A 20952-nucleotide genomic window follows, 5' to 3' on the forward strand; every position below is an offset into this window, starting at 1 on the left:
AAATCTGTCACATGCCGGTAATATGATCGAATTCGTTTTTCTTTGGAAAGGTTAAAGAGAATGTTGTCCCTTTTCCTAAGGTCGATTCTACGTTGAGGTGGATCCGTAATGGCTCGGCAGCTTTTTGAGCAAGATAGAGACCCATACCTGTTGAAGCACGGTCTTGATGGGCAGTCGTTGAAGTAAAACCTTTCTCAAAAATGCGGGGTAGATCCTTTGGATCAATTCCACGCCCAGCATCTTTTATTTCCAGAATCGTGTGACCATCTTTTCCGTAGCTTTTAATGAATATATCAGAGGCTTCACTGTATTTTACGGCATTGGATAACAGCTGCCTGAGGATAAATGCCAACCATTTAGCATCAGTCAAAACTTCAGCAACTTCAAGATTAACTTCAAAGCCAATCCCTTTTTGCATGCACCAAGATTTTAATGCTTTAATTTCTTTAAAAATAACGGCTTTTAAATCCGTCTTTTCGATATACAAATCATTTTCCATAAATGGAATTCGTTTTTGATGGAGCTGCTGGTCAAGAAGAAGATGAATGCGCAGCCATTCGTATGTTAAGCTTGCTTTTAGCTTTTCGTCTTCGAGACGGTCAATCATTAATGACATGGCTGTCAAAGGGGTTTTTACTTCATGAATCCACGCTAAAAGGTCGTCCTTTTCCTGCTCTAAAGTCATCTGATTATAGGAAGACTCTCTCTTTAATAATTCGGTTTGGTTAACGACACTCGTTTCAATGATCTTTTCAAACGGACTTTCCGCGTCTGCCAGCCTAGTCACATCTAAATCGTTATCCCATTCTTGTAAGCTTTTAAAAAATTTGGTTTCTTTTTGGTAACGATAGAACAAAAATAGGATAAAAATCAGGAGCGATAAAAAAACAATATAAAGGATGGGAAGGACCGGGATCGCCGAATCAAGGTAAGCAATAACAAGAGTGAGGGCTTCAAGAAATAGGACAAGAAGAATCCAACTTTTCCGCTCGATCCAATATTTTTTGATCATAACACCGATCCTTCTTCCACGGCCATATATCCTTGGCCCACTTTTGTTTCAATAAAACGCCCGAGGCCAAGTTCATCTAATTTTTTTCGGAGCCGGTTCACATTAACGGTTAACGTATTATCGCTAACAAAACGTTCATCTTCCCACAGAGTTTTGATTAAAGCTTCACGGCTAATAATTTTGTTTTTCTGATTAACAAGTTCACGCAAAATGATCATTTCATTTCTAGTCAGTTCAATGGTGCCTAATTCATTGGTGACGGTATTCTTTTGAAAATCAATGGTGGCATTGCACCATGTTTTTAGCTCAATGGAATCGGTACTATAATCGTAAACACGACGAAGCATAGCCTGGATTTTTGCGATTAGGACATCAAAATGAAATGGTTTTTGAATAAAATCATCGGCACCGAGTTGCATGGACATCACCATATCTGAAGGGTGATCACGTGAAGATAAAAATAGGATCGGAACATTCGAATGAGACCGAATCATTCGGCACCAATGAAACCCATCAAATTTAGGTAATTGAATATCAATAATGACTAAATCAGGTTTAATGGCGGTAAATTCTTGAAACACTTGGGAAAAGTCAGTGATTCCATACACTTCATAAGACCAACTAGATAGCCGTTCTTTTATTTCTTGAAACAATGTAACATCATCTTCAATCAATAGCAGTTTAAACAATGTGTTCACCAACTTTTTGTTTTTCCTTCCTTTATTGTATAGCAAATATTTCCTTCATGCCAAAGGTTTGTAGGTTTCCAATGGAAGGAGTCAAATCCAATAAAAGCCGAATGAAACCAGTTTTTGGTTTTGTAAATAGGTGTGATCTTGGAAACGATGAGTAATAAATAGAGAAAAAGGGTCACATATATAGAGGAATGAGAGCAAGGAAGGGGAGAGTTTGTAGAACTGTCCTACAATATTGAAAAATCCTATTAATTCGTCATTTTACATTTCATCAATTTTTTGATACTCTTTGAATGGTTGTCAGACGACTAACATCGAGAAAACGATTTCATGTTTGAAAGCGTCTACAAACAATAGGAGGTTCTATATGCATTATTTGATTTCAATAATAGGTCTGATATTTGTGATTGCGTTGGCATGGTTAGTGAGTTCAGACCGGAAAAAAATTCGTTATAAGCCAATTGTGATGATGATTGTTATCCAATTGATCCTTTCTGCTGCTTTGCTAAATACGAAAGTTGGTTTAATCCTCATTAACGGGATTTCTACTGTATTTCTAACACTTCTTGATTATGCGAATGAAGGTGTTGGATTTGTTTTTGGTGGGATAGCTAATGAAGGGGAAGCGCCGTTCTTTCTAACTGTGTTACTACCAATTGTATTTATATCGGTATTAATAGGAATTCTTCAATATTTAAAAATTTTACCTTTAATCATGAAGGGAATCGGTTTGATCCTTAGTAAGGTAAATGGTATGGGTAAGCTGGAGTCGTATAATGCAGTTGCCTCATTGATGGTTGGCCAATCCGAAGTATTTATCACGGTGAAAAAACAGCTTAGTCAGCTACCGGCTCATCGTTTGTACACATTATGTGCTTCAGCTATGTCTACCGTTTCCATGTCCATTGTGGGAGCCTATATGACCATGATCGAACCAAAATATGTGGTGACAGCTCTTGTTTTGAACTTATTTGGTGGTTTTATCATTGCTTCCATTATTAATCCTTATCAAGTAAAGAAAGATGAAGATATTTTAGATATTCGTGAGGAAGAAAAACAGTCATTTTTCGAAATGATAGGGGAATATATTCTTGATGGATTTAAGGTAGCAGTCATTGTCGGTGCGATGCTCATAGGATTTGTTGCCTTAATAGCAGGAATTAATCATACGTTTGATTTATTGTTTGGTCTTTCCTTCCAGCAATTGCTTGGTTATATCTTTGCTCCATTTGCGTTCTTAATGGGGATTCCTTTTTCCGAAGCGGTTCGTGCTGGCGGAATTATGGCTACGAAACTGGTGACCAATGAATTTGTCGCGATGATGGATTTATCAAAAGTGGCAGATAGTTTTTCTCCAAGAACACTTGGGATTATATCTGTATTTTTAGTTTCCTTTGCAAATTTTTCATCTATCGGTATTATTTCTGGTGCGGTAAAAGGCTTGAATGAAAAACAAGGAAATGTGGTTGCCCGTTTTGGATTAAAACTCTTATACGGTGCTACACTTGTCAGCCTGCTTTCAGGCGTTATTGTAAGTTTTGTTTTATAAAAACCTAGTGCTTGTTGCACTAGGTTTTCTTTATAAATGGTTCTTTTCTAAAAGATTGTTGTTTTATTTAAAAGGTAAAGGATTTATAATATAATAGAGAAATAGATTGGTAATATATGGTTGTTTTGTTGAAATTTAGAAAAAGAGACTATGTAATATCTTTCTTTATCGTTCTTGTACTAATGGGTTCGCAAATTTTTCCAAGCGGAAACATCATACCCGTTATAATAATCACTTTGCTTTCAAGTGTGATTGCATCTTTAGTTATTGGAACTACTACAAACTTCCTATTTAAAGTACGTAAATAATATTGGGGAGTGTAATTAAGCACTTCTCCTAATCTTATCAACTGTTGTGAAATGAACACACTGACAAGACCCAAGAACCAAGGAGCATATCCTTGAAAGGTTTTTGAAATGGTATTTTCTTATTCATTTCAAGAAAAGATAAGGTTCAAGTTATTTGGATGCTAGACCTTGAAATCTATTAATCCACTTTTTTCAATGGATGATGATACCCGTGGACGTGTTGAATGTGGTCAATTCCTTTCCCTTTTGTTTTCCTTTTTGCTTCCATTGATGGCTTCGTGTTGCCAACCTGATATGTGATACTACAACAATGCAGATCTATTCTTTTGAAATACCACGTTTACAAGCCTTTCTATTGAGTAATCATTTTCTTTCCTTTATTCCTTTCCTAGAAAAATGTTCCACCTCTACAATTCCTTAGAGTTTGGCCCTGAACGAATGGGGAATAAAATTTTATGTCTCCAATAGAAATCAGTCGAAATGTGAATATGAAGGACTTTAGCGTTTTTGGGAGATTGAAGCCTTCAATCATCATTTTTTCATATTTAAGCCATTGTATGAGGATATTTTGTTCTCGATAATGGGCTTCCTGTCATATCATCGAATATTCTTGTGTAATCTTTACATAGGTAGCGTTCGTTTTGGCTGTTTTGAACGGATAATTCCTACTTGACTTATAGGAATTTGTGTATTAAACTTTTGAAAGATTAATAGGGGGGTATACAATGAATAATATATTAATTGCCGTAAATGTGGCCGTGCTTTTGTTGCTAATGTTTGGTTTATTCATCATGCAAAAGAAGCATCTTTCTTTCTCCAAACGTGTTTTTACCGGATTGGGATTAGGAATTGTTTTTGGTTTTATGATTCATCTCATTTACGGAGCCCAACATGAAGTAACGATTGGAACGATCGATTGGTTTAATATAGTCGGCACTGGTTATGTGAAATTGTTACAAATGGTGGTTATGCCACTCGTATTCATCTCCATTGTCGGTGCCTTTACAAGGCTTAAATTGACGAAAAATATTGGTAAAATCAGTATTTTAGTCATTGGGATTTTATTAGGAACAACAGCCATTTCTGCTGCCATTGGGATTGGTTCTGCTTTAGGATTTGGTCTTGATGGTATTCAATTAACAGAAGGAGAAGCGGAAAAGGCGAGAAATGAGGCTTTAGTAGAGCGTGTCACTACGGTTGAAAACATGACGCTTCCACAACAAATTATTGAATTTATTCCAGGAAATCCATTCCTAGATTTAACAGGGGCACGTTCGACTTCCACGATTGCCGTGGTTATTTTTGCAGCATTTATTGGGGTTGCTTACCTTGGTGTTAAACGTAAGGATCCTGAAAATGCTGCGTTATTTGCAAAAATTATTGATTCTTTATACGCGATTATCATGCGTGTGGTTACGCTTATTTTGAGATTAACACCATATGGAATTTTGGCGATTATTACAAAAGTGGCAGCAACAAGTGATTATGATGCTATTGTCAAATTAGGTACGTTTGTTGTCGCTTCCTATGTGGCGTTAATTCTCGTGTTTATTGTCCATTTATTACTATTATCATTTGCTAAGCTAAGCCCGGTTAACTATGTGAAAAAGGGATTACCAACGTTAACGTTTGCTTTTAGTTCACGTTCGAGTGCGGGAACATTACCAATGACCATTAAAACACAGACAAAAGATTTCGGTGTTTCAGAAGGAATTGCCAACTTTGCAGGGTCTTTCGGCCTTACCATCGGACAAAATGGATGTGCAGGTGTTTATCCTGCCATGCTTGCGGTCATGGTTGCGCCAGCAGCAGGAATTGATCCATTTAGCCCAACGTTTATTTTAACATTGATTCTGGTGGTTACCATTAGTTCATTTGGTGTCGCTGGTGTCGGCGGTGGGGCAACATTTGCAGCGTTAATCGTTTTATCGGTGATGAATTTACCAGTGGCCATTGTCGGTCTATTGATTTCCGTTGAACCTTTAATTGATATGGGTCGTACCGCTCTAAATGTCAGCGGTGCGATGACGGCCGGTGTGTTAACAAGTAAGGCAACGGGCGAGTTTGAAAAAGAAGTTTACCAGAGACCAAATGTCGTGGAAGCATGAAATAGATTCGTGTGAATGGAGGCTGTCGATTCGTTCGGCAGCCTTTTTTCATCCTCCTCCCACATTGAAGCTTCCTAACTTTCTATTAAAAAATACCTCAAGACATCATCCATACATTACATGGTAAAATAAACGAGTGAGGTGAAGTGTGATGGAGTGGAAAATGAATCATTCAACGAAAAAGCAGGTAGATCGTTTTGACATTATAACGGATGAAGTAACATTGCCTAATGGAGATATTACAACGTTTTCTTATATTGATTTTGCTAAAGGTGTTTGCATTCTTCCTATTACGAATGACCATAAAATCTTATGTTTAAAGCAATATCGCCATTCATTAAAAAGCTGGGAATGGGAGTTACCTGCTGGTATGATTGACAGTGAATCAGATTTGTCTCCACTGACAGCGGCCAAACGGGAATTAGAAGAAGAAACCGGTTATCAAGCAGAACATTGGATGGAACTTGGTAGCTTTTATCCGTCCCCAGGTTCGACTAGTGAGGAAATTTTTTTGTTTGCCGCTGCAGGGTTAACAAAAACAAAACAACAATTGGAAAATAGTGAGCAAATTGAAGTACATAAAATCAGTATGAAAACACTGAAAGAAATGGTCATGACTGGTGATTTTCGACATGGGGCAGGGCTGGCAGCGATACTGAGATATAAGTTTGCCACAGACTAATGATGGAAAAGGATAGCTGTAAAATAGATAAAGGGAACAATTGCTATTATAGAAAGGTCGATGAATTATTTAGATATATGGAATAAGGGAGTAAGGATGTCTATTAAGGATTATCCTTACTCTTATTTTATATTAGAATATGTAGTAAATATGAAAGGATAAAGGAGTAGTGAATAATAGGGAAAGTAATGCTTCTAAAGAAGTACAAGCCGTTTATGAACAATTATTAGAGGCTTGGAATAATCAAGATGCTCGAGGAATGTCAGACCTATTTACTGAAGATGGTGAAAGCATTGGTTTTGATGGTAGCCAATCAATCGGAAGGGAGGAAATATTTTCGCATCTTAACCCTATCTTTGAGCACCATCAAACTGCTCAATTTGTTAGCAAAGTAAAAAGTGTAAAATTTTTTAATTCGGACATAGCGTTATTACGAGCTATTGCTGGTATGGTACCACCTCAATCAAATGACATTAACCCGCAGGTAAATACGCACCATACTCTTATATTGGTAAAAAAAGAAGAAACTTGGCGTATTCAATTATTTCAAAATACTCCTGCTCAGTTTCACGGTACACCTGAATTAGTGGAACAAATGACAGAAGAGCTTAGAGCCGTATTAAGGAGTAGTAAATAACTGTGAAAATATGTATGAAGGACAAAAATAAAATACAAGAAAATCCATCCGAAAAAAGTAAAAATACTACTTATTGGTTTCCTGGGCGTTGGATGGGAGGACTCTCCTTAATCATTGGACCACTTTTATTACTGGTAGCAGCCCTCCTTAGGATACCATTTCATTATTTTTTTGATGCGCAGTTAGAAGCCTATGCTGAGCATCCCATGCTGATCACTTCGGCTTATAGTTGTTTTGTGCTGGGGTGCCTTTTCTTTTGGCCGGGGATTATTACCTTAGTGAGATTCATTGGTTTGAAACACCCCATTTTGGCAGCATGGGGTGGAATGTTTACAATCCTAGGTCTTATTGGCCGCGTTTTTCATGGTGGAATCGATCATATGGCTTTCCAACTTGTAAAGGTACAAAACCTGGAACTCGCAACAAAGGCTGTAAGCGACTCATACCAAGCCTTCCACATCGTTTGTTATTTCAATGGTTGGATGATGGCTGGCTGGATACTATTGGCAATAGGTGCCTATCGTTCCGGTATATTGGGAATCATTCGCTCCATTGCACTAAGTTCCATGTTTTTCCTTCCTTTAGGCACCCTTAAAGGAACAAGGTTCGAGTCCACCTTCATATTACTTGGCCTTTGCATAGCGTTAGTCCCGTTGGGTGTCAAAGTATTGCTTGATGGCCCGCCCCCTTCACGTAAGGCAATCATCTGGACGATCGTATTTATAGTGGGAGAGATGGCATTTATTATACTTTCCATACTCTTCCCTGAAATGATGCAGCACTAGTTTTTGTAGAAATAATCCAGGACATATTAGCTCAATATGTTTTCTTTACAATCGGGAGCGTTAGTGGAAGAAGAAATAGGTTTATAAAAAAGCCTGTATGAATGATGACTTTGTCATCAACCATACAGGCTTTTCATCGTTGTGGTTCATTTTTTATGGTCGGCCTCGAAGACGATTCCGGCATCTTTTCTCGCCTCGACCAGCATGCGGATCACTGAATGGCTGTAGTCAAGCAGCTCATAGCAGCGGTCAAAGTCCCTATTTTTGAACATCTCATTAAATGCTAGTAGTTCATAATAAAGTCGATTAGTGGTTGTCTGGTTGTTAAGGGTAACTTCTGTATCCTCTGTATGTAAAATAATGGATTCGCACGGGTGTGCACCATTTTTTACATGAATATAGCCTTTTTCGCCTTGAATGATCGCAAAATTGAGACTTTGTGTATCTTTTGCTCCTACACATTCGGCAATAAAGTCCGGATATTTTAGAACTAAAACCCCGGAAGTATCAATTCCATTTGGATGTTTATTGGCGGTGTAACGAATGGAATCCGGTGTTCCAAACAAATTCATCACAAAATGTAGATTATAGATGTTGATGTCTACAAGGGCACCGCCGGAAAATTTAGGATTGAATACATTTGGCGTTTCACCGGCAAGAAGTGCATTGTATCTGCTCGAATATTGGCTATAGTTACACTGGATCAATTTGATTGGTCCGAGCTTGTCTAGATGTTCTCGAATTAATTGATAGTTTGGCATGTGGATCGTTGTAATGGCTTCAAACAGCATTAATTGTTTTTCCTTTGCCAGCGCCATCAACTTCTCCATTTCTTCTACAGTAGAAGTGAATGGTTTTTCGCAAATGACATGTTTGTCATGCTCTAAGGCAAGGCGAGTGTGTTCATAGTGTAGGCTGTTAGGAGATGCCACATAAATGAACTCGATCGCAGGATCTTTAAGCAACTCCTTTAAATCAGTATAAATGGTGTGGATGTGATATTTTTCTGCCAGTGGCTTGGCGGTCTCCCTTTTTCGGGAATACATTGCCACGCACTGGACGTCGTCTATTTTTTCAACTGCAGAAAGAAAAGTGTCAACAATGAATCCTGTTCCGATGGTTGCAATTTTCATTTCAAAGCACTCCTATCATTAAACTCCTTTTATCATAATGGATTTTTCTATGTATGCCAAATAAAGACAATAAAAAGCAGAATGTCAACAACATTCTGCTTTTGTATTAAACATTCTGTTAACCAATCGCGTGAAGTAGAAAGTTGGTCAAGAACAGAATGGAAACGATATAGATGGATAAAGAAAGCTGTTTTTGCTTGTTAGTAAAAAGTTTTACCAGCGGGTAAGCAATGAATCCGAATGCGATTCCATCGACAATGCTGTAGGTTAACGGAATCATAATGATCACAAGAAAGGCCGGAAAGGCTTCCGTGAAATCGGTAAAATCAATATGGACGATATTCGTTAACATTAATCCCCCAATAATAATGAGGATGGGAGCGATAGCCGTATTCGGTACCATTTTAATAAATGGCATAAAGAATAGAGAGGATAAGATGAGAAACCCTGTTACACAAGAGGTTACTCCTGTTCTTCCGCCTGCTGTAATGCCTGCCGCTGTTTCAACCGTTGATACCGAAGGACTTGTGCCTAGCAATCCACAAACGATCGTGGAAAGGGAAACGGCTTTAAGTGACTTGCCGTTCTTTTCAGGTGCTTGAAGCATACCATTCACTTGGGAATGCAGCAGCCCAATATTTTCAAACACAAGTACTAACACCAGTGAAAAAGTGGCACTCCAAAATGGAATGGTGGCCATTTTTCCAAAGTCGGCACTAAATAAGACATTCTTATAGTCCGAAAAGGAAAGAAATGCTGTACCTTCTTTTGGGAAATGAACCAGCCCGAAAAAGTAAGAGATAATGGTACCTACAATAATGCTGATTAAGAAATTCCCCGGTACTTTCTTTAAAAATAAAAATAACGTCAAAATCAGGTTAATGATCGAAGCCAGTACCACTGGGGACGACAGATTGCCCAGAGCTACAAAGTTCGTTGGGTTTCCAACGATAATTCCGCTTTTTTGCAAGCCGATAAAGGCAATGAATAAGCCGATCCCGACAGTAATCGATTCCTTTAATGATGTGGGAATGGCCTTGAATAAAACGGTGGCCAATTTTGAAAAAGCCACGATCACAAAAAGGATTCCTGATATGACAACTGCAGCTAATGCTTCCATGTAATTAAGTCCGAGCGATCCGACAATGGTATAGGTAAATAAGGCATTGATGCCCATACCCGGAACGAGGATTAATGGAGCATTGGCTATAAAGGCGACTAGCAAGCAGCCTATGAGCGAAGAAAGAACGGTGGCAATGATTCCGGCTTCCAGCGGAATTCCCGCATCCTGAAGGATATTCCCATTGACCGCAATAATGTAGACAATGGAGAAAAATGCCGTAATCCCTGCGATAACCTCCCTCTTCAAATTGGTTTCATGTTGCTTAAGCTTGAAAACTCCCTTCATTTTTTTATCACACTTTCTCGTGTGTCCCTCTCCCACCCGCATCAAGTTTATCGTATTTCGATACAACTCATGCCGAGAATATTATAACATATCATCTAGACAAGACAGAAGACCTAGCACCTAGTGTATGAACGTATTCAGGATTGGTGGAATTTACTTTTTTGGTAAATGGTAGGTTATTGGGTTTAGATTTTCCTGTATGGGAAGGACGAGTTTGGATGTGAAAAAAGCATTCTTGTGAAAGAATGCTATGATGATAATATTTGTTTTTCTTTCTCAAGTTCCCAGGCTGAAACCATATAAGCAAAACCATTCATTAAAAAGTAAATGACGTTAGATTTGACCTGTTCGGTTTCTTCTAAATACGTGTTTATGATGATAAATACCGAGTATAACACAACAAAGAATAAAGCAATTTTATTAAAAATTGTCATGGACACTCCTCCTTTATTTCAATGAAATGACGTATTCGCATGTAGGGTTGAAAACAATGGGATTAATTTCATCTTATTTGCTTATGACAAGTCTTATGCAGAGAATCACTTAAGGCAAAAACCGTTTCGTGTCATCATCAAGGTAAGCTGTTAATACATTTTATTAAAGAGGAGAATGAGGAGGTCCTTATTCTTTGATTATTTTTTTGAAATTCCAAAAGGTAGCTTTTCTTGGAACGAATAGGAGTTGATGGATTTAATGGCGGGTTTTAGGAATGTTGAGTGATCTACCATTTGTGGTGTGATTTTTTTGTTTTTAGGATGGGGAGGAAGAGAATGAGGCTTGCTTCAACTCGTAGAGTAGGGAAAAAAGATAGAGGAGTTGGCTGACAAAATGTGAATCGCTTTTGATAGAATCGAGCATAGTCGTCCAATCAATATAGTAGATACATATGATCGGATGAAGCTCATTTGAAAATTCAAGAAAATTAGGACCTAAATCCCCGCAATGATAACAAATTAACTAAATAGGGGTTAGGCCCTTGGATCATGTTATTAATAATCTGTGACAATGAGATCTCGATCTAAATAGGATTCAATTAATTCGCTAATTTGGTAAGCTACCTGAGGGGCATCAAAATTTTCAAATACATGTTCACAGTTATTTTTATAGCTCATAATCTCATCATAATGGGACAAATGCCGTTGGATGTCTTCTTCGCTATCTTGACGCATCCTTTGTCTTTCGACGACTGTATCGCGGTCGGCATAAACGAAAATGCGGACAACGTGGTCACCGTACATGGCTTTTAATTTTTCTGCCCCTTCTGGGTTTAAAGTTAAATAAATAAGATCATGGTTTTTAAAGGATTCGACGACATCCTGTTCACGGATTCCATAATAAATTCCGTCTATTTCAACGCTTTCAAGAAATTCTTGTTGGGCTTCCATTTGTTTGAAGGTTTCTTCGCTTACAAAGTGGTAGTCTTCGCCATTTTTTTCATAGTGTCGGGGAGAGCGAGTGGTGTATGAGATGATGGTTTCCATGTCAAAAGCAGTAGCGACCATTTTGGCGATGGTTTTTCTTCCTGACCCATCCGGCCCGGTGTAAACAAATATTTTCTCTTTTCCTTTGATTTGGTACATTAAGTAACCTCCTTTTATTATGATGATGGAAAAAATAACCTCATTTTCAATAAATAGCTATTAAAAAATGAGTTTACTATCATTATACCAGAACTATTTGATTAATAGAAATATTTCAATTATTTTAGTAGATTTAGGGATTAATTATGGGTTTTCGGGCAATCATAGGAGAAAGATTTTGCGTAAAAAGGTTGTTTAAATGAAATAATGAAAGAGCAGAGCGGAAATGGACAAATGATGAAACAGGGTGAATGGAAGGTGGATAGTCGTTGGAATAGATCTTGTTAAAGAGCCATCAATCATATATGAGATTTGGCAAGGAATGGCACGATACAAGCAGCCAAAAAAACAAGATGAAACGAACTGAAATGTTGTTCGTATAACATAGTACAAAGTATAAAGGAGTTAGGTGACATGTTCTTAGAAGAACTTCTACCGGAGGAGAGAGTGGCTTTTATTGAATTGGCTGCTTTGATTGCCGGTGTCGACGGGAATTTATCCGTATATGAAAATTCCATTCTTGAAAAGTACAAAAAGGAAATGGACTTGAAGAATTATCAAATAAAAGGATGGGCAATGGAGGACATACTAAATACTTTTCAAACAAAACGTGCCAAAACCATTGTTCTAACAGAACTCTTTCAACTCGTTTTTTCAGATGGTATTTTACATGAGCAGGAAAATATGTGTATTCGCCAGATTAAGAAGCACTTCGGTTTTGACGAAAAGGAATTTCAAAGCTTTAAGGATTGGGTTGATAAAATTAAAGAATTGTCAAATGAATGGGGAAAATAAATGTTGACCTGTCTTTTCTTGTTAAACAAGCTTTGACTCTCACCAAACATTACTACACAAATTCACCAATCGTACCTCTAATCAGCAGCCAAAGATCCCACCGATATGATAAAAAATTCCTATCATATGACAGTACTCATGAACTGAAGTTGGAAAAGGGTTCAGACACTAAACCAAAAAATAAGAGACACCTGATCCATTTATCGGGTGTCTCTTTTTACCATTTTTCTTTTAAAATCAAATACACGACTAAACCCATTCCTTTACGATAAAATGATTCCTTACTCATCCTCCGCATAGGCTTCTGTTGTTGAGTCACGGCAATCCCAGCATTCTGCACGATTCCTCTCCATGATGGATAGCTCCATTCCGCAAGAAATACAGATGTCTATAGCAATCTCCCCCTTTCTAACAATAAATATATTCATATATATGTTATAAATATGCGATTTTTGAATCTTTATTGCTTGACTACAAAAAATTATTCGGGCGAGGGGGATGAACCTTTATCAGATTAGTAGGAGCGAAAGACGAAGAATTGAAGCTGGATGGGCTAAATGAGGTTTCACTTGTGTTCATAAAGGGTGATTTTTTCCCTTCAAGCAAAATACGATAGGAAGAGGAGGATGATGTGAGGAGTGGATGATTGTGCCAATCAAGTGGAATGAAGAGGACAAGGTTTTTCATTTATATAATCATCGAGTAAGTTATTTCATTCAATTAGTCCATGGGAAGTATCCAGCTCATTTATATTGGGGGAGGCGGGTTTCTTCCTTGCAGCCTGCTTCCATCTTATCCTACAAAAAGAGGGCTTTCTCTCCAATGACAGAACCATCCGATCCCTCCTTTTCTTTGGATACACTTCCCCAAGAATACCCTGCATTTGGAAATGGAGATTTCAGAACTCCGGCCTATCAACTTCGTACAAAGGATGGTTCAACGATTACCGAATTTATTTATGATTCACATAAGATTATTCAAGGAAAGCCACCTCTAAAAGGATTGCCGGCAGCTTATGTCGAAGATTCGACAGAGGCAGATACGCTTGTTCTTACCTTAGTCGATTCGATGTTGGGGATTGGACTTCATCTTCAATACACGATTTACCGCGACCTAGATGTGATCACAAGATCGGCTTTATTTGAGCATCTTGGAAGCGAAGAAGTGGAAATTCATCATTGTATGAGCATGTCTGTTGATTTTCACCATGCGAATTGGGATTGGCTGCACCTACACGGTACATGGGCAAGGGAACGGCATATCGAACGACAACCCGTCCATCGCGGGATACAGTCCATTTCCTCATCAAGGGGGGCTAGTAGCCACCAACATAATCCGTTTATTGCCTTACTATCCAAAAATGCGACTGAAGAGTATGGAGATGTGTATGGAATTAGTCTCGTTTATAGTGGAAATTTTCAAGCTTCCATTGAAGCCTCTCCTTTTGATACTACGAGGCTGTCCATCGGTATTAATCCATTTGATTTTATTTGGCTTTTAAAACCGGGTGAAACGTTTCAAACCCCGGAGGCATTAATGGTGTATTCATCAAAAGGGCTTGGCGGTATGTCGCGAACTTTTCATACCCTCCTACGGACTCGGGTATGTCGCGGCATTCACAGAGACAAACCCCGTCCTGTTTTACTCAATAATTGGGAATCCACTCGTTTTCACTTTTCCGAGAAAAAAATAAAAGAGATGGCGGACGCAGCAAGTGAACTCGGAATCAAGCTGTTTGTTCTAGATGATGGATGGTTCGGGAATCGTGATAATGACAAAAGCTCACTAGGGGATTGGCAAGTAGATCAGAAAAAACTTCCCCATGGCTTAAAAGGAATTGCCGAGTATATGCAAAAAAAGGGGATGCAATTTGGTTTGTGGGTTGAGCCGGAAATGATATCTCCTGACAGTCATTTATACCGCAAGCATCCGGATTGGTGTTTGCATGTTCCAGGGAGAAAGAGGACGTTGTCACGAAACCAACTCATTTTGGACTTAACCCGCAAGGAGGTATGCGACTGGCTAGTCGAGACGCTTACCAGTCTCTTTGAAAGTGCACCGATATCATATGTGAAATGGGATATGAACCGAAATATGACGGAAGTACGTTCGGGTGTATTGCCTCCTGAACGGCAAAAGGAAACAGCCCATCGTTATATGTTGAACTTGTATCAGATTCTGGAAATATTAACAAATCGATTTCCACATATTTTGTTTGAGAGTTGCTCGGGCGGGGGAGGACGGTTCGATCCGGGGATGCTATATTACATGCCACAAACATGGACGAGTGATAATACAGATGCGGTAGAAAGGCTGAAAATTCAATATGGAACAAGCATGGTCTATCCGGCTATAACGATGGGCGCTCATGTGTCAGATGTACCTAATCACCAGGTAGGTAGAGTTACACCAATGAAAATGAGGTGTCATGTTGCTATGGCTGCCAATTTGGGGTTTGAATTGAATGTGGAAAAACTTACGAAAGAAGATAAGAGGACAGTGATGGAGGAGCTGCAATTTTACTACCAAATCCAGGATCTTGTCTGGTATGGTGATATGTACAGACTCCTCAGCCCATTTGAAGGAACAGACACAGCTTGGATGTATGTAGCATCGAATCAGGAACGTGCAGTAGTTTTCTACTACAAAACTCTTGCTATCCCCAATCCACCGTTCTTTCGGCTACCATTGCGCGGGTTAAATCCATCATGGTTATACAGGATTAATCATGGGGAGAAAAAGTTTTATGGTGATGAATTGATGAAAATGGGATTAACCATGCCGTTAATCAAATCCGATTTTTTCTCAAAGACGTTTTTTTTACAAGCTGTTCATTAATATTGGAAAGGAATGTAGACGAAAGAAATCGCATAGGATTGGATTGGTTGAAAGGGAAAGAAAAGGTCCGTGAATAGACATTCACGGACTTTATTATAGAGAACGACGTGGGATATCTATGTTTCACTATGAAGTAAAGGAAATTCAATGGTTACTTTTGTCCCTTGACCAAGTTCACTTTCGTATTCAATGGAACCATTCATATCCCGAATGATTTTGTTTGTGACCATGCTACCAAGTCCTGTTCCCTTTGATTTTGTCGTATAAAAAGGCAAACCGATTTGTTTTAACTGCTCCTGTGACATTCCTCTACCATTGTCACTAATCCGCAATCGAACTTTATTTTTAAAGTAATCTGGCTTTACATTTATTTTTATGATTCCTTGTCCCTCAATCGCTTCAATACCATTTTTGATAATATTCATGATCGCTTGTTTTAAAGAATGTACATCCCCGCGAATAAAAATAGGCTCGTTTTTTTCCCATTCGATCGATACATTGGTATATGAGGCATATGGACGCATTAATTGAACACAGCTGTCAATTACTTCATGTAGTGGTATGTCTGTTAAGCGAAATTGTTCGGGCTTAGTCATCATTAAATAATTCGTAATGATGCTATTTGTGCGATCGAGTTCATCTAAGATGATGGAAGAAAATTGTTTAAACTGTTCATCCTTTGTTTCTTTGCTTAGAAACTGAATAAATCCCCTTACCGTGGTAAGCGGGTTTCGAATTTCATGGGCAATGGAAGCTGTCAACTGACCAATCATCGTCAGTTTATCAAGATAGACCATTTCTTCAAATTGCTTATTAATTTTTATCAATTTTTCAATCACAAATATAAGAGCCATACAAACGAAATAAGAAATGGTAAAGTAAATGATATAAAAGTTAAAATGCAAAAAATGTACGGAAAATGAAAGGAGTATGATGTAAATACTTATATAACAAAGGATTGCAATGGTTCCTAATAAATATTTATTAGATGATCGTAAAAATTTTTTTCGAAATAAAAGGGCAGTTAATAAGGCAAATATATTGATCGTAAGTCCAATTCCAACAAATGGACCACTAATCAAAATACGAATAAAACAAGTGCTTATTAAAACGATCATTCCAGGGAGCCAACCAGTATATAAAGTAATGACAAAAATGGCAATCATTCTTAAATCAAAACGAGTATCTCCCAATGTTTCTATCGGATAAAACATGCAAAGCAGGCCGCCAAAGGCACCAATCAGTCCGTAAATGACCTTTTGTTTCAGTGAAAGGTGATGTTTCGTCTGAAATGGAAAAAATAAATTCGCGTTAAAGGTAAAGGAAAATAGAATTGTAATATTCACTAATAATGGTTTAATCAGCGTTATCAAGAAAGGAATCCTCACTTTAAGCTAACAGGCTAATGAGGGGCTATAAAAGACCTCATCCATTCTCCTGTAGAAAATTTGAATACTATCTTATTATTTCATTCTCCATCATATCACTTTCTTATACAGAGTGGAAAACTATATTTGTACTACATAAAAAAGGGACCACGAGGGAATACTCATGGTCTTCGTTAGGTTTATCCACTTTTTCTTGTTGATGTTGTTGTATCCAAACTTTTTACAGGTGTTAAGATAGTTACTCCTACAATAACAAGGATACCTGTAAGTAACCCGTAAATGATTGGTAGTGTCGAAGTGATTCCATAAATCATAAAGGTAGTAAAGATAACAAGTGAACTTGCAATAATAGAATAAAAAGCTGCTTGGCTCGTTACCCGCTTCCAATATAGACCGATAACGAGGGGGGCGAAAATGGCACCTGATAGAATGGCATAGGCCATATCTAAGGCAACCAGAATATTTTGAATCCAGATCGAGAAAATGATAGACAACACACCTAAACCAAGTGTGACGATTCGGGATGTTTTAATGATCTCTTGATCGTTCCTAACTTTTTTTCCATATACTTTAATGATATCGTTCGTGATCAAGGTTGCGGAAGCAAAGATAGCACCTGATGCATTTGACATCAGTGCGGAACAAATACTAGCAAGAACGAGCCCTAACAAGCCTGGAGGAAGAATTTCTAATGCGAGACTTGTAAAGGCAGATTGAGAGTCACCTAAATTCGGAAGAAGGACAAGTGCACACATACCGACAATACTTAGTGCTAAACCATATAAAATACTATAAATACCAGCAGAAACGGCACTCGCTTTCATGACCTTTTGGCTTCTTGCTGTAAAAACTCTCTGCCAAATGTCTTGAGAGACAATTAATCCGAAAAAGTATAGTAAAAAGTATTGAAAAATGCGATCCCAGCCAATATTTGTGATATGATGATGACTTTCTGGCACACTTTGGAATAGGGCAGTGAGACCGCCTACACTATCTATACTGTAAGGAAACATGATAAAGAAGATGCCAATGGTCATGACGGCAAATTGAATCATATCTGTTAACGTAATGCTCCACATTCCACCTAGAATGGTATAAAAGAGGACAATCCCGCCGCCAATAACCATCGAAGGAATGACAGGCCATCCTAATAAAACGTGAATGACATTTCCCATTCCGATAACTTGGGTGACAACAATCATGAGGGTATAAATCGCTGTCACAACCGCACTAATAAGCTGTGTCCCTTCTCCAAATCGTTTCCCGAGTAATTGGCTTATTGTAAAAACTTCATAACCGCCAATTTTATTGACAACGAAAATTCCTAATGCCGCTATCCCAAACCCCATCATCGAAACAAACCAAAAACCAGAAATACCGAACTCATAACCTAACGTGGTGGACCCCATTGTAGCGGCCCCACCAATAATCACAGCTGCTAAACAGCCTACATGGCTAAAGTATCCTAAGCGGCTTCCTGCAAGTAGAAAATCTTTTTCTGATTTTGCCATTTTAATCCCAATGATGCCGATAATCATTAGAACACCAAAATAGAGAAGTAGAACAATCGTATCAAGAAGATTCATTTACACACCCCCATACTTACTTCTAATTCATATTCGGTAACCGCTTCGTCCAGCAAAGAAATGCCTAAGTCTAAATGTTTTTTATCGATCGTTAACGGAGGGATCATTCGAATGACTTCTCCCTGATTACCACTTAAATAGAAAATGACCCCTTTTTGAAGACATTTGTTAAGAATATTCATTAATCCTTTTCCATTTGGTTCACCTGTTTCTGGATGGACAATTTTAATTCCTAACATTAAACCAATGCCTCGAACATCTCCGATGGCAGGGTGTTTTTCTTTTAACTCCATTAGTTTTTTTAATGCATAGTCACCTAAAACTCTAGCATTTTCAACTAACCCTTCTTCTTTTAAAACATCAATGGTTGCACATCCAGCTGCACAGGCGACAGGATTTCCCCCAAAGGTCGTACTATGGCTTCCAATATCCCATTTTTCCATTAATTCTCGCGAAGCAACTGTCGCGCTTAGTGGTAATCCACTCGCAATTCCCTTTGCAATGGCCATAATATCGGGTGTCACTTGGAATCGATTGGCAGCAAACCAATCTCCTGTACGGCCAAACCCTGTTTGCACTTCATCAAAGATTAGTAAAATGCCATGTCGGTCACAAATTTCCCTAATCTTTTGTAGCCATGCTTTTGGAGGGACGACATAGCCCCCTTCCCCAAGCACGGGTTCTAATAAAACAGCCGCCACTTCATCTGGAGAAACGAGATGGTTAAATAACCGTCTAAAATCTTTCTCAACTTGTTGAGACCAATATTCGTCATGGTCAAACCCATCTGGCGTTTCCGAAATTTGCGCATAGGGAAGTTGGTAAGTCAAATGGGCTCCAACAGGTAAATTCCTTCGATACTTACTTTTTGATGTGGTCAAACTGAGTGCTCCCATCGTTCTCCCATGGAAGCCACCAATGAATGAGATGACATAAGGCCTTTTCGTAACATGCCGTGCTAATTTAACTGCTCCTTCAATTGCCTCCGCTCCACTATTCCCAAAGAAGAAACAATCTAGCGGCTCTGGTAAAATCGCTTTCAATTTTTTGGCTAACAAAAGGATGGACTCGTAATTAATGATCCCGATAGGGCCATGAACTAATCGATCTACTTGCTCCTTGATGGCAGCCATGATTTTGGGATGTCGGTGTCCCGTATTTTCTGTAGCGATCCCAGAAGTGAAATCTAAATATTTTTTTCCATCGGCACCAATGTAAAAATATCCTTCTGATTTGACGACTGGGAGGTTAGGGAAATCTTTTGCCATCGTAGGTGCCAATAACCCTTCCTCATTTACGGTTTTCCAATCAATCATCACCATTAACCCCATTTCAATAGATAAATATTGAATGAATTTTCCTATAATTTTTACGATTGGTCAAATAATAACTATAAAAAATTTTAATAGTAAAAATAAGGAAATCTTGTCATTGGAATGAAAAACATTCTTCATATGTATGAGACATAAAGAATGAAAAGGAAGTTTGATATAATAATAGTAATGTAGGCTTAAGATCGGATGTATTTTAATAGCAGTAAAAGCGGTGATAAGGATGGAATTGCGGAATTTACGGACATTTCAAGTGGTGGCAGAAGAACTAAATATGACGAAGGCAGCTAAACGTTTAAAATATACACAGCCGACTATTACATTACAAATACAGTCTTTAGAAAAAGAATTAAATCATACTCTCATTACTAGAGTTGGAAAGAAGACCATGCTGACGACGGCTGGAAAAAAGTTGAAAGAACATGTAGATCACTTATTTGTTCTGTTGGAAAAGATGGAAAGAGACATGGAGTCACTACGTGGACCATCGGGGATACTGACGATTGCCGCATCGGAATACTATTGTACTCATCATCTTTCTCCGTTAATCAAAACGTATATGGAAATGTATCCTGAAGTAAAAGTTCGTCTTCTTCCGTTAAATAGTGTCCATGCCATCCAAAGTGTGAAGGATCAAGTGGCAGACATGGCGATTATTGCAAGTGAATGCAATGAGAGTGAATTAAGAAAAACATTTTTAGAGGAAGAACAGACCTTATTAGTGGTTTCTGAAGAACTGGCAAGAGGGAGGGCGTATCAGGAAATCGTAAGCGAATATTCCTTTATTTCCTACAATGAGGATTGCAGCTTCAGCCGTATTATCGATTATTATTTTAAAAATAGCCAATTTCAGCCACGTTCCACGATTATGGTGGGTGGAAGTGATGAGATGATCAAGCGAGCGGTCTTAAATGGAACAGGGTATGCAATATTAGGAGAGAATATTATTAAAAAGGAAATAGAGGAAGGATTGATTACTGTTCTCGAAAAAATAGACAAACCGATAATCACTTCGGCCATCCATTTAAAATTTCGCTCGAATGAACCAAATATTGAAACGTTTCATGAGTTTTTACAAAATGCCTGGCCAGTTCATCAGGAATAGGTAATGATAATT

18 protein-coding genes and 1 pseudogene are annotated in these 20952 nt (G+C 38.2%); 8 read left to right on the top strand and 11 right to left on the bottom strand.

Annotation, left to right across the window (positions count from 1 at the left end; translation table 11 throughout):
- Positions 1-7 precede the first annotated feature (7 nt).
- Both G4Z05_RS03075 and G4Z05_RS03080 read right to left on the bottom strand, forming a co-directional pair.
- Positions 8-1012, bottom strand: a complete 1005-nt coding sequence (locus G4Z05_RS03075) for a sensor histidine kinase (RefSeq protein ID WP_163250418.1) — start codon at positions 1010-1012, stop codon at positions 8-10.
- Positions 1009-1701 (bottom strand): response regulator transcription factor, encoded by a 693-nt coding sequence (locus G4Z05_RS03080; RefSeq protein ID WP_163250419.1) that lies wholly within the window; start codon positions 1699-1701, stop codon positions 1009-1011. Before G4Z05_RS03080 ends, G4Z05_RS03075 begins: the two co-directional genes overlap by 4 nt.
- A gap of 373 nt (positions 1702-2074) precedes the next feature.
- On the opposite strand from G4Z05_RS03080, the gene G4Z05_RS03085 reads away from it, so the two are divergent.
- On the top strand, positions 2075-3256 hold the full coding sequence (locus tag G4Z05_RS03085; RefSeq protein WP_163250420.1) for a NupC/NupG family nucleoside CNT transporter: 1182 nt from the start codon (positions 2075-2077) through the stop codon (positions 3254-3256).
- Between the two features lie 323 nt (positions 3257-3579).
- Here G4Z05_RS03085 and G4Z05_RS16465 read toward each other — a convergent pair.
- Positions 3580-4202, bottom strand: a pseudogene (locus tag G4Z05_RS16465) (IS1595 family transposase); the annotation flags it as partial.
- Between the two features lie 87 nt (positions 4203-4289).
- Between G4Z05_RS16465 and G4Z05_RS03090 the strand changes: the two are divergent.
- The 4 genes from G4Z05_RS03090 to G4Z05_RS03105 all read left to right on the top strand — a co-directional run bounded on the left by G4Z05_RS03090 (position 4290) and on the right by G4Z05_RS03105 (position 7776).
- Positions 4290-5672, top strand: a complete 1383-nt coding sequence (locus G4Z05_RS03090; protein ID WP_163250421.1) for an L-cystine transporter — start codon at positions 4290-4292, stop codon at positions 5670-5672.
- A gap of 151 nt (positions 5673-5823) precedes the next feature.
- Positions 5824-6354 carry an NUDIX hydrolase gene (locus tag G4Z05_RS03095; RefSeq protein WP_163250422.1) on the top strand — a complete coding sequence of 177 codons (531 nt, stop codon included), beginning with the start codon at positions 5824-5826 and terminating at the stop codon, positions 6352-6354.
- Between the two features lie 169 nt (positions 6355-6523).
- On the top strand, positions 6524-6991 hold the full coding sequence (locus tag G4Z05_RS03100; RefSeq protein WP_163250423.1) for an SgcJ/EcaC family oxidoreductase: 468 nt from the start codon (positions 6524-6526) through the stop codon (positions 6989-6991).
- 2 nt (positions 6992-6993) lie between these two features.
- Complete coding sequence (locus G4Z05_RS03105) at positions 6994-7776, top strand: hypothetical protein (RefSeq protein ID WP_327989869.1); 783 nt, start codon at positions 6994-6996, stop codon at positions 7774-7776.
- 146 nt (positions 7777-7922) lie between these two features.
- Here the strand turns inward: G4Z05_RS03105 and G4Z05_RS03110 are convergent, their stop codons facing one another.
- The 4 genes from G4Z05_RS03110 to G4Z05_RS03125 all read right to left on the bottom strand — a co-directional run bounded on the left by G4Z05_RS03110 (position 7923) and on the right by G4Z05_RS03125 (position 11897).
- On the bottom strand, positions 7923-8909 hold the full coding sequence (locus G4Z05_RS03110) for a Gfo/Idh/MocA family protein (RefSeq protein ID WP_163250424.1): 987 nt from the start codon (positions 8907-8909) through the stop codon (positions 7923-7925).
- Positions 8910-9027: 118 nt separating this feature from the next.
- Positions 9028-10317 (bottom strand): NCS2 family permease, encoded by a 1290-nt coding sequence (locus G4Z05_RS03115; protein WP_038539065.1) that lies wholly within the window; start codon positions 10315-10317, stop codon positions 9028-9030.
- A gap of 248 nt (positions 10318-10565) precedes the next feature.
- Entirely contained in the window at positions 10566-10751 is a 186-nt protein-coding gene (locus G4Z05_RS03120) for a hypothetical protein (protein WP_163250425.1), read from the bottom strand.
- Between the two features lie 555 nt (positions 10752-11306).
- Positions 11307-11897, bottom strand: a complete 591-nt coding sequence (locus G4Z05_RS03125) for a guanylate kinase (RefSeq protein WP_038539069.1) — start codon at positions 11895-11897, stop codon at positions 11307-11309.
- A 414-nt stretch (positions 11898-12311) separates the two neighbouring features.
- Between G4Z05_RS03125 and G4Z05_RS03130 the strand changes: the two genes are divergently transcribed.
- Positions 12312-12692 carry a TerB family tellurite resistance protein gene (locus G4Z05_RS03130; protein WP_163250426.1) on the top strand — a complete coding sequence of 127 codons (381 nt, stop codon included), beginning with the start codon at positions 12312-12314 and terminating at the stop codon, positions 12690-12692.
- 217 nt (positions 12693-12909) lie between these two features.
- Here the strand turns inward: G4Z05_RS03130 and G4Z05_RS16585 are convergent, their stop codons facing one another.
- Entirely contained in the window at positions 12910-13032 is a 123-nt protein-coding gene (locus G4Z05_RS16585; protein WP_276207620.1) for a hypothetical protein, read from the bottom strand.
- Positions 13033-13340: 308 nt separating this feature from the next.
- Here G4Z05_RS16585 and G4Z05_RS03135 point away from each other — a divergent pair, with 308 nt between their 5' ends.
- The gene (locus G4Z05_RS03135; RefSeq protein WP_163250427.1) at positions 13341-15530 is read left to right on the top strand and encodes an alpha-galactosidase; all 2190 of its coding nucleotides are present in this window, start codon (positions 13341-13343) and stop codon (positions 15528-15530) included.
- Between the two features lie 116 nt (positions 15531-15646).
- Here the strand turns inward: G4Z05_RS03135 and G4Z05_RS03140 are convergent, their stop codons facing one another.
- The 3 genes from G4Z05_RS03140 to G4Z05_RS03150 form a co-directional block, all read right to left on the bottom strand.
- Entirely contained in the window at positions 15647-16903 is a 1257-nt protein-coding gene (locus G4Z05_RS03140; RefSeq protein WP_163250428.1) for an ATP-binding protein, read from the bottom strand.
- Between the two features lie 194 nt (positions 16904-17097).
- The gene (locus G4Z05_RS03145; protein WP_163250429.1) at positions 17098-18504 is read right to left on the bottom strand and encodes a sodium:solute symporter family protein; all 1407 of its coding nucleotides are present in this window, start codon (positions 18502-18504) and stop codon (positions 17098-17100) included.
- Positions 18501-19826 carry an aspartate aminotransferase family protein gene (locus G4Z05_RS03150; RefSeq protein ID WP_163250430.1) on the bottom strand — a complete coding sequence of 442 codons (1326 nt, stop codon included), beginning with the start codon at positions 19824-19826 and terminating at the stop codon, positions 18501-18503. The genes G4Z05_RS03145 and G4Z05_RS03150 overlap by 4 nt, the downstream gene beginning before the upstream one ends.
- Positions 19827-20058: 232 nt before the next feature.
- Between G4Z05_RS03150 and G4Z05_RS03155 the strand changes: the two genes are divergently transcribed.
- Positions 20059-20940, top strand: a complete 882-nt coding sequence (locus tag G4Z05_RS03155) for a LysR family transcriptional regulator (RefSeq protein WP_163250431.1) — start codon at positions 20059-20061, stop codon at positions 20938-20940.
- Positions 20941-20952: the final 12 nt, after the last annotated feature.

It is taken from the genome of Neobacillus thermocopriae (assembly GCF_010975035.1).
In the GTDB taxonomy this organism is placed as follows: Bacteria; Bacillota; Bacilli; order Bacillales; family Cytobacillaceae; genus Neobacillus; species Neobacillus thermocopriae.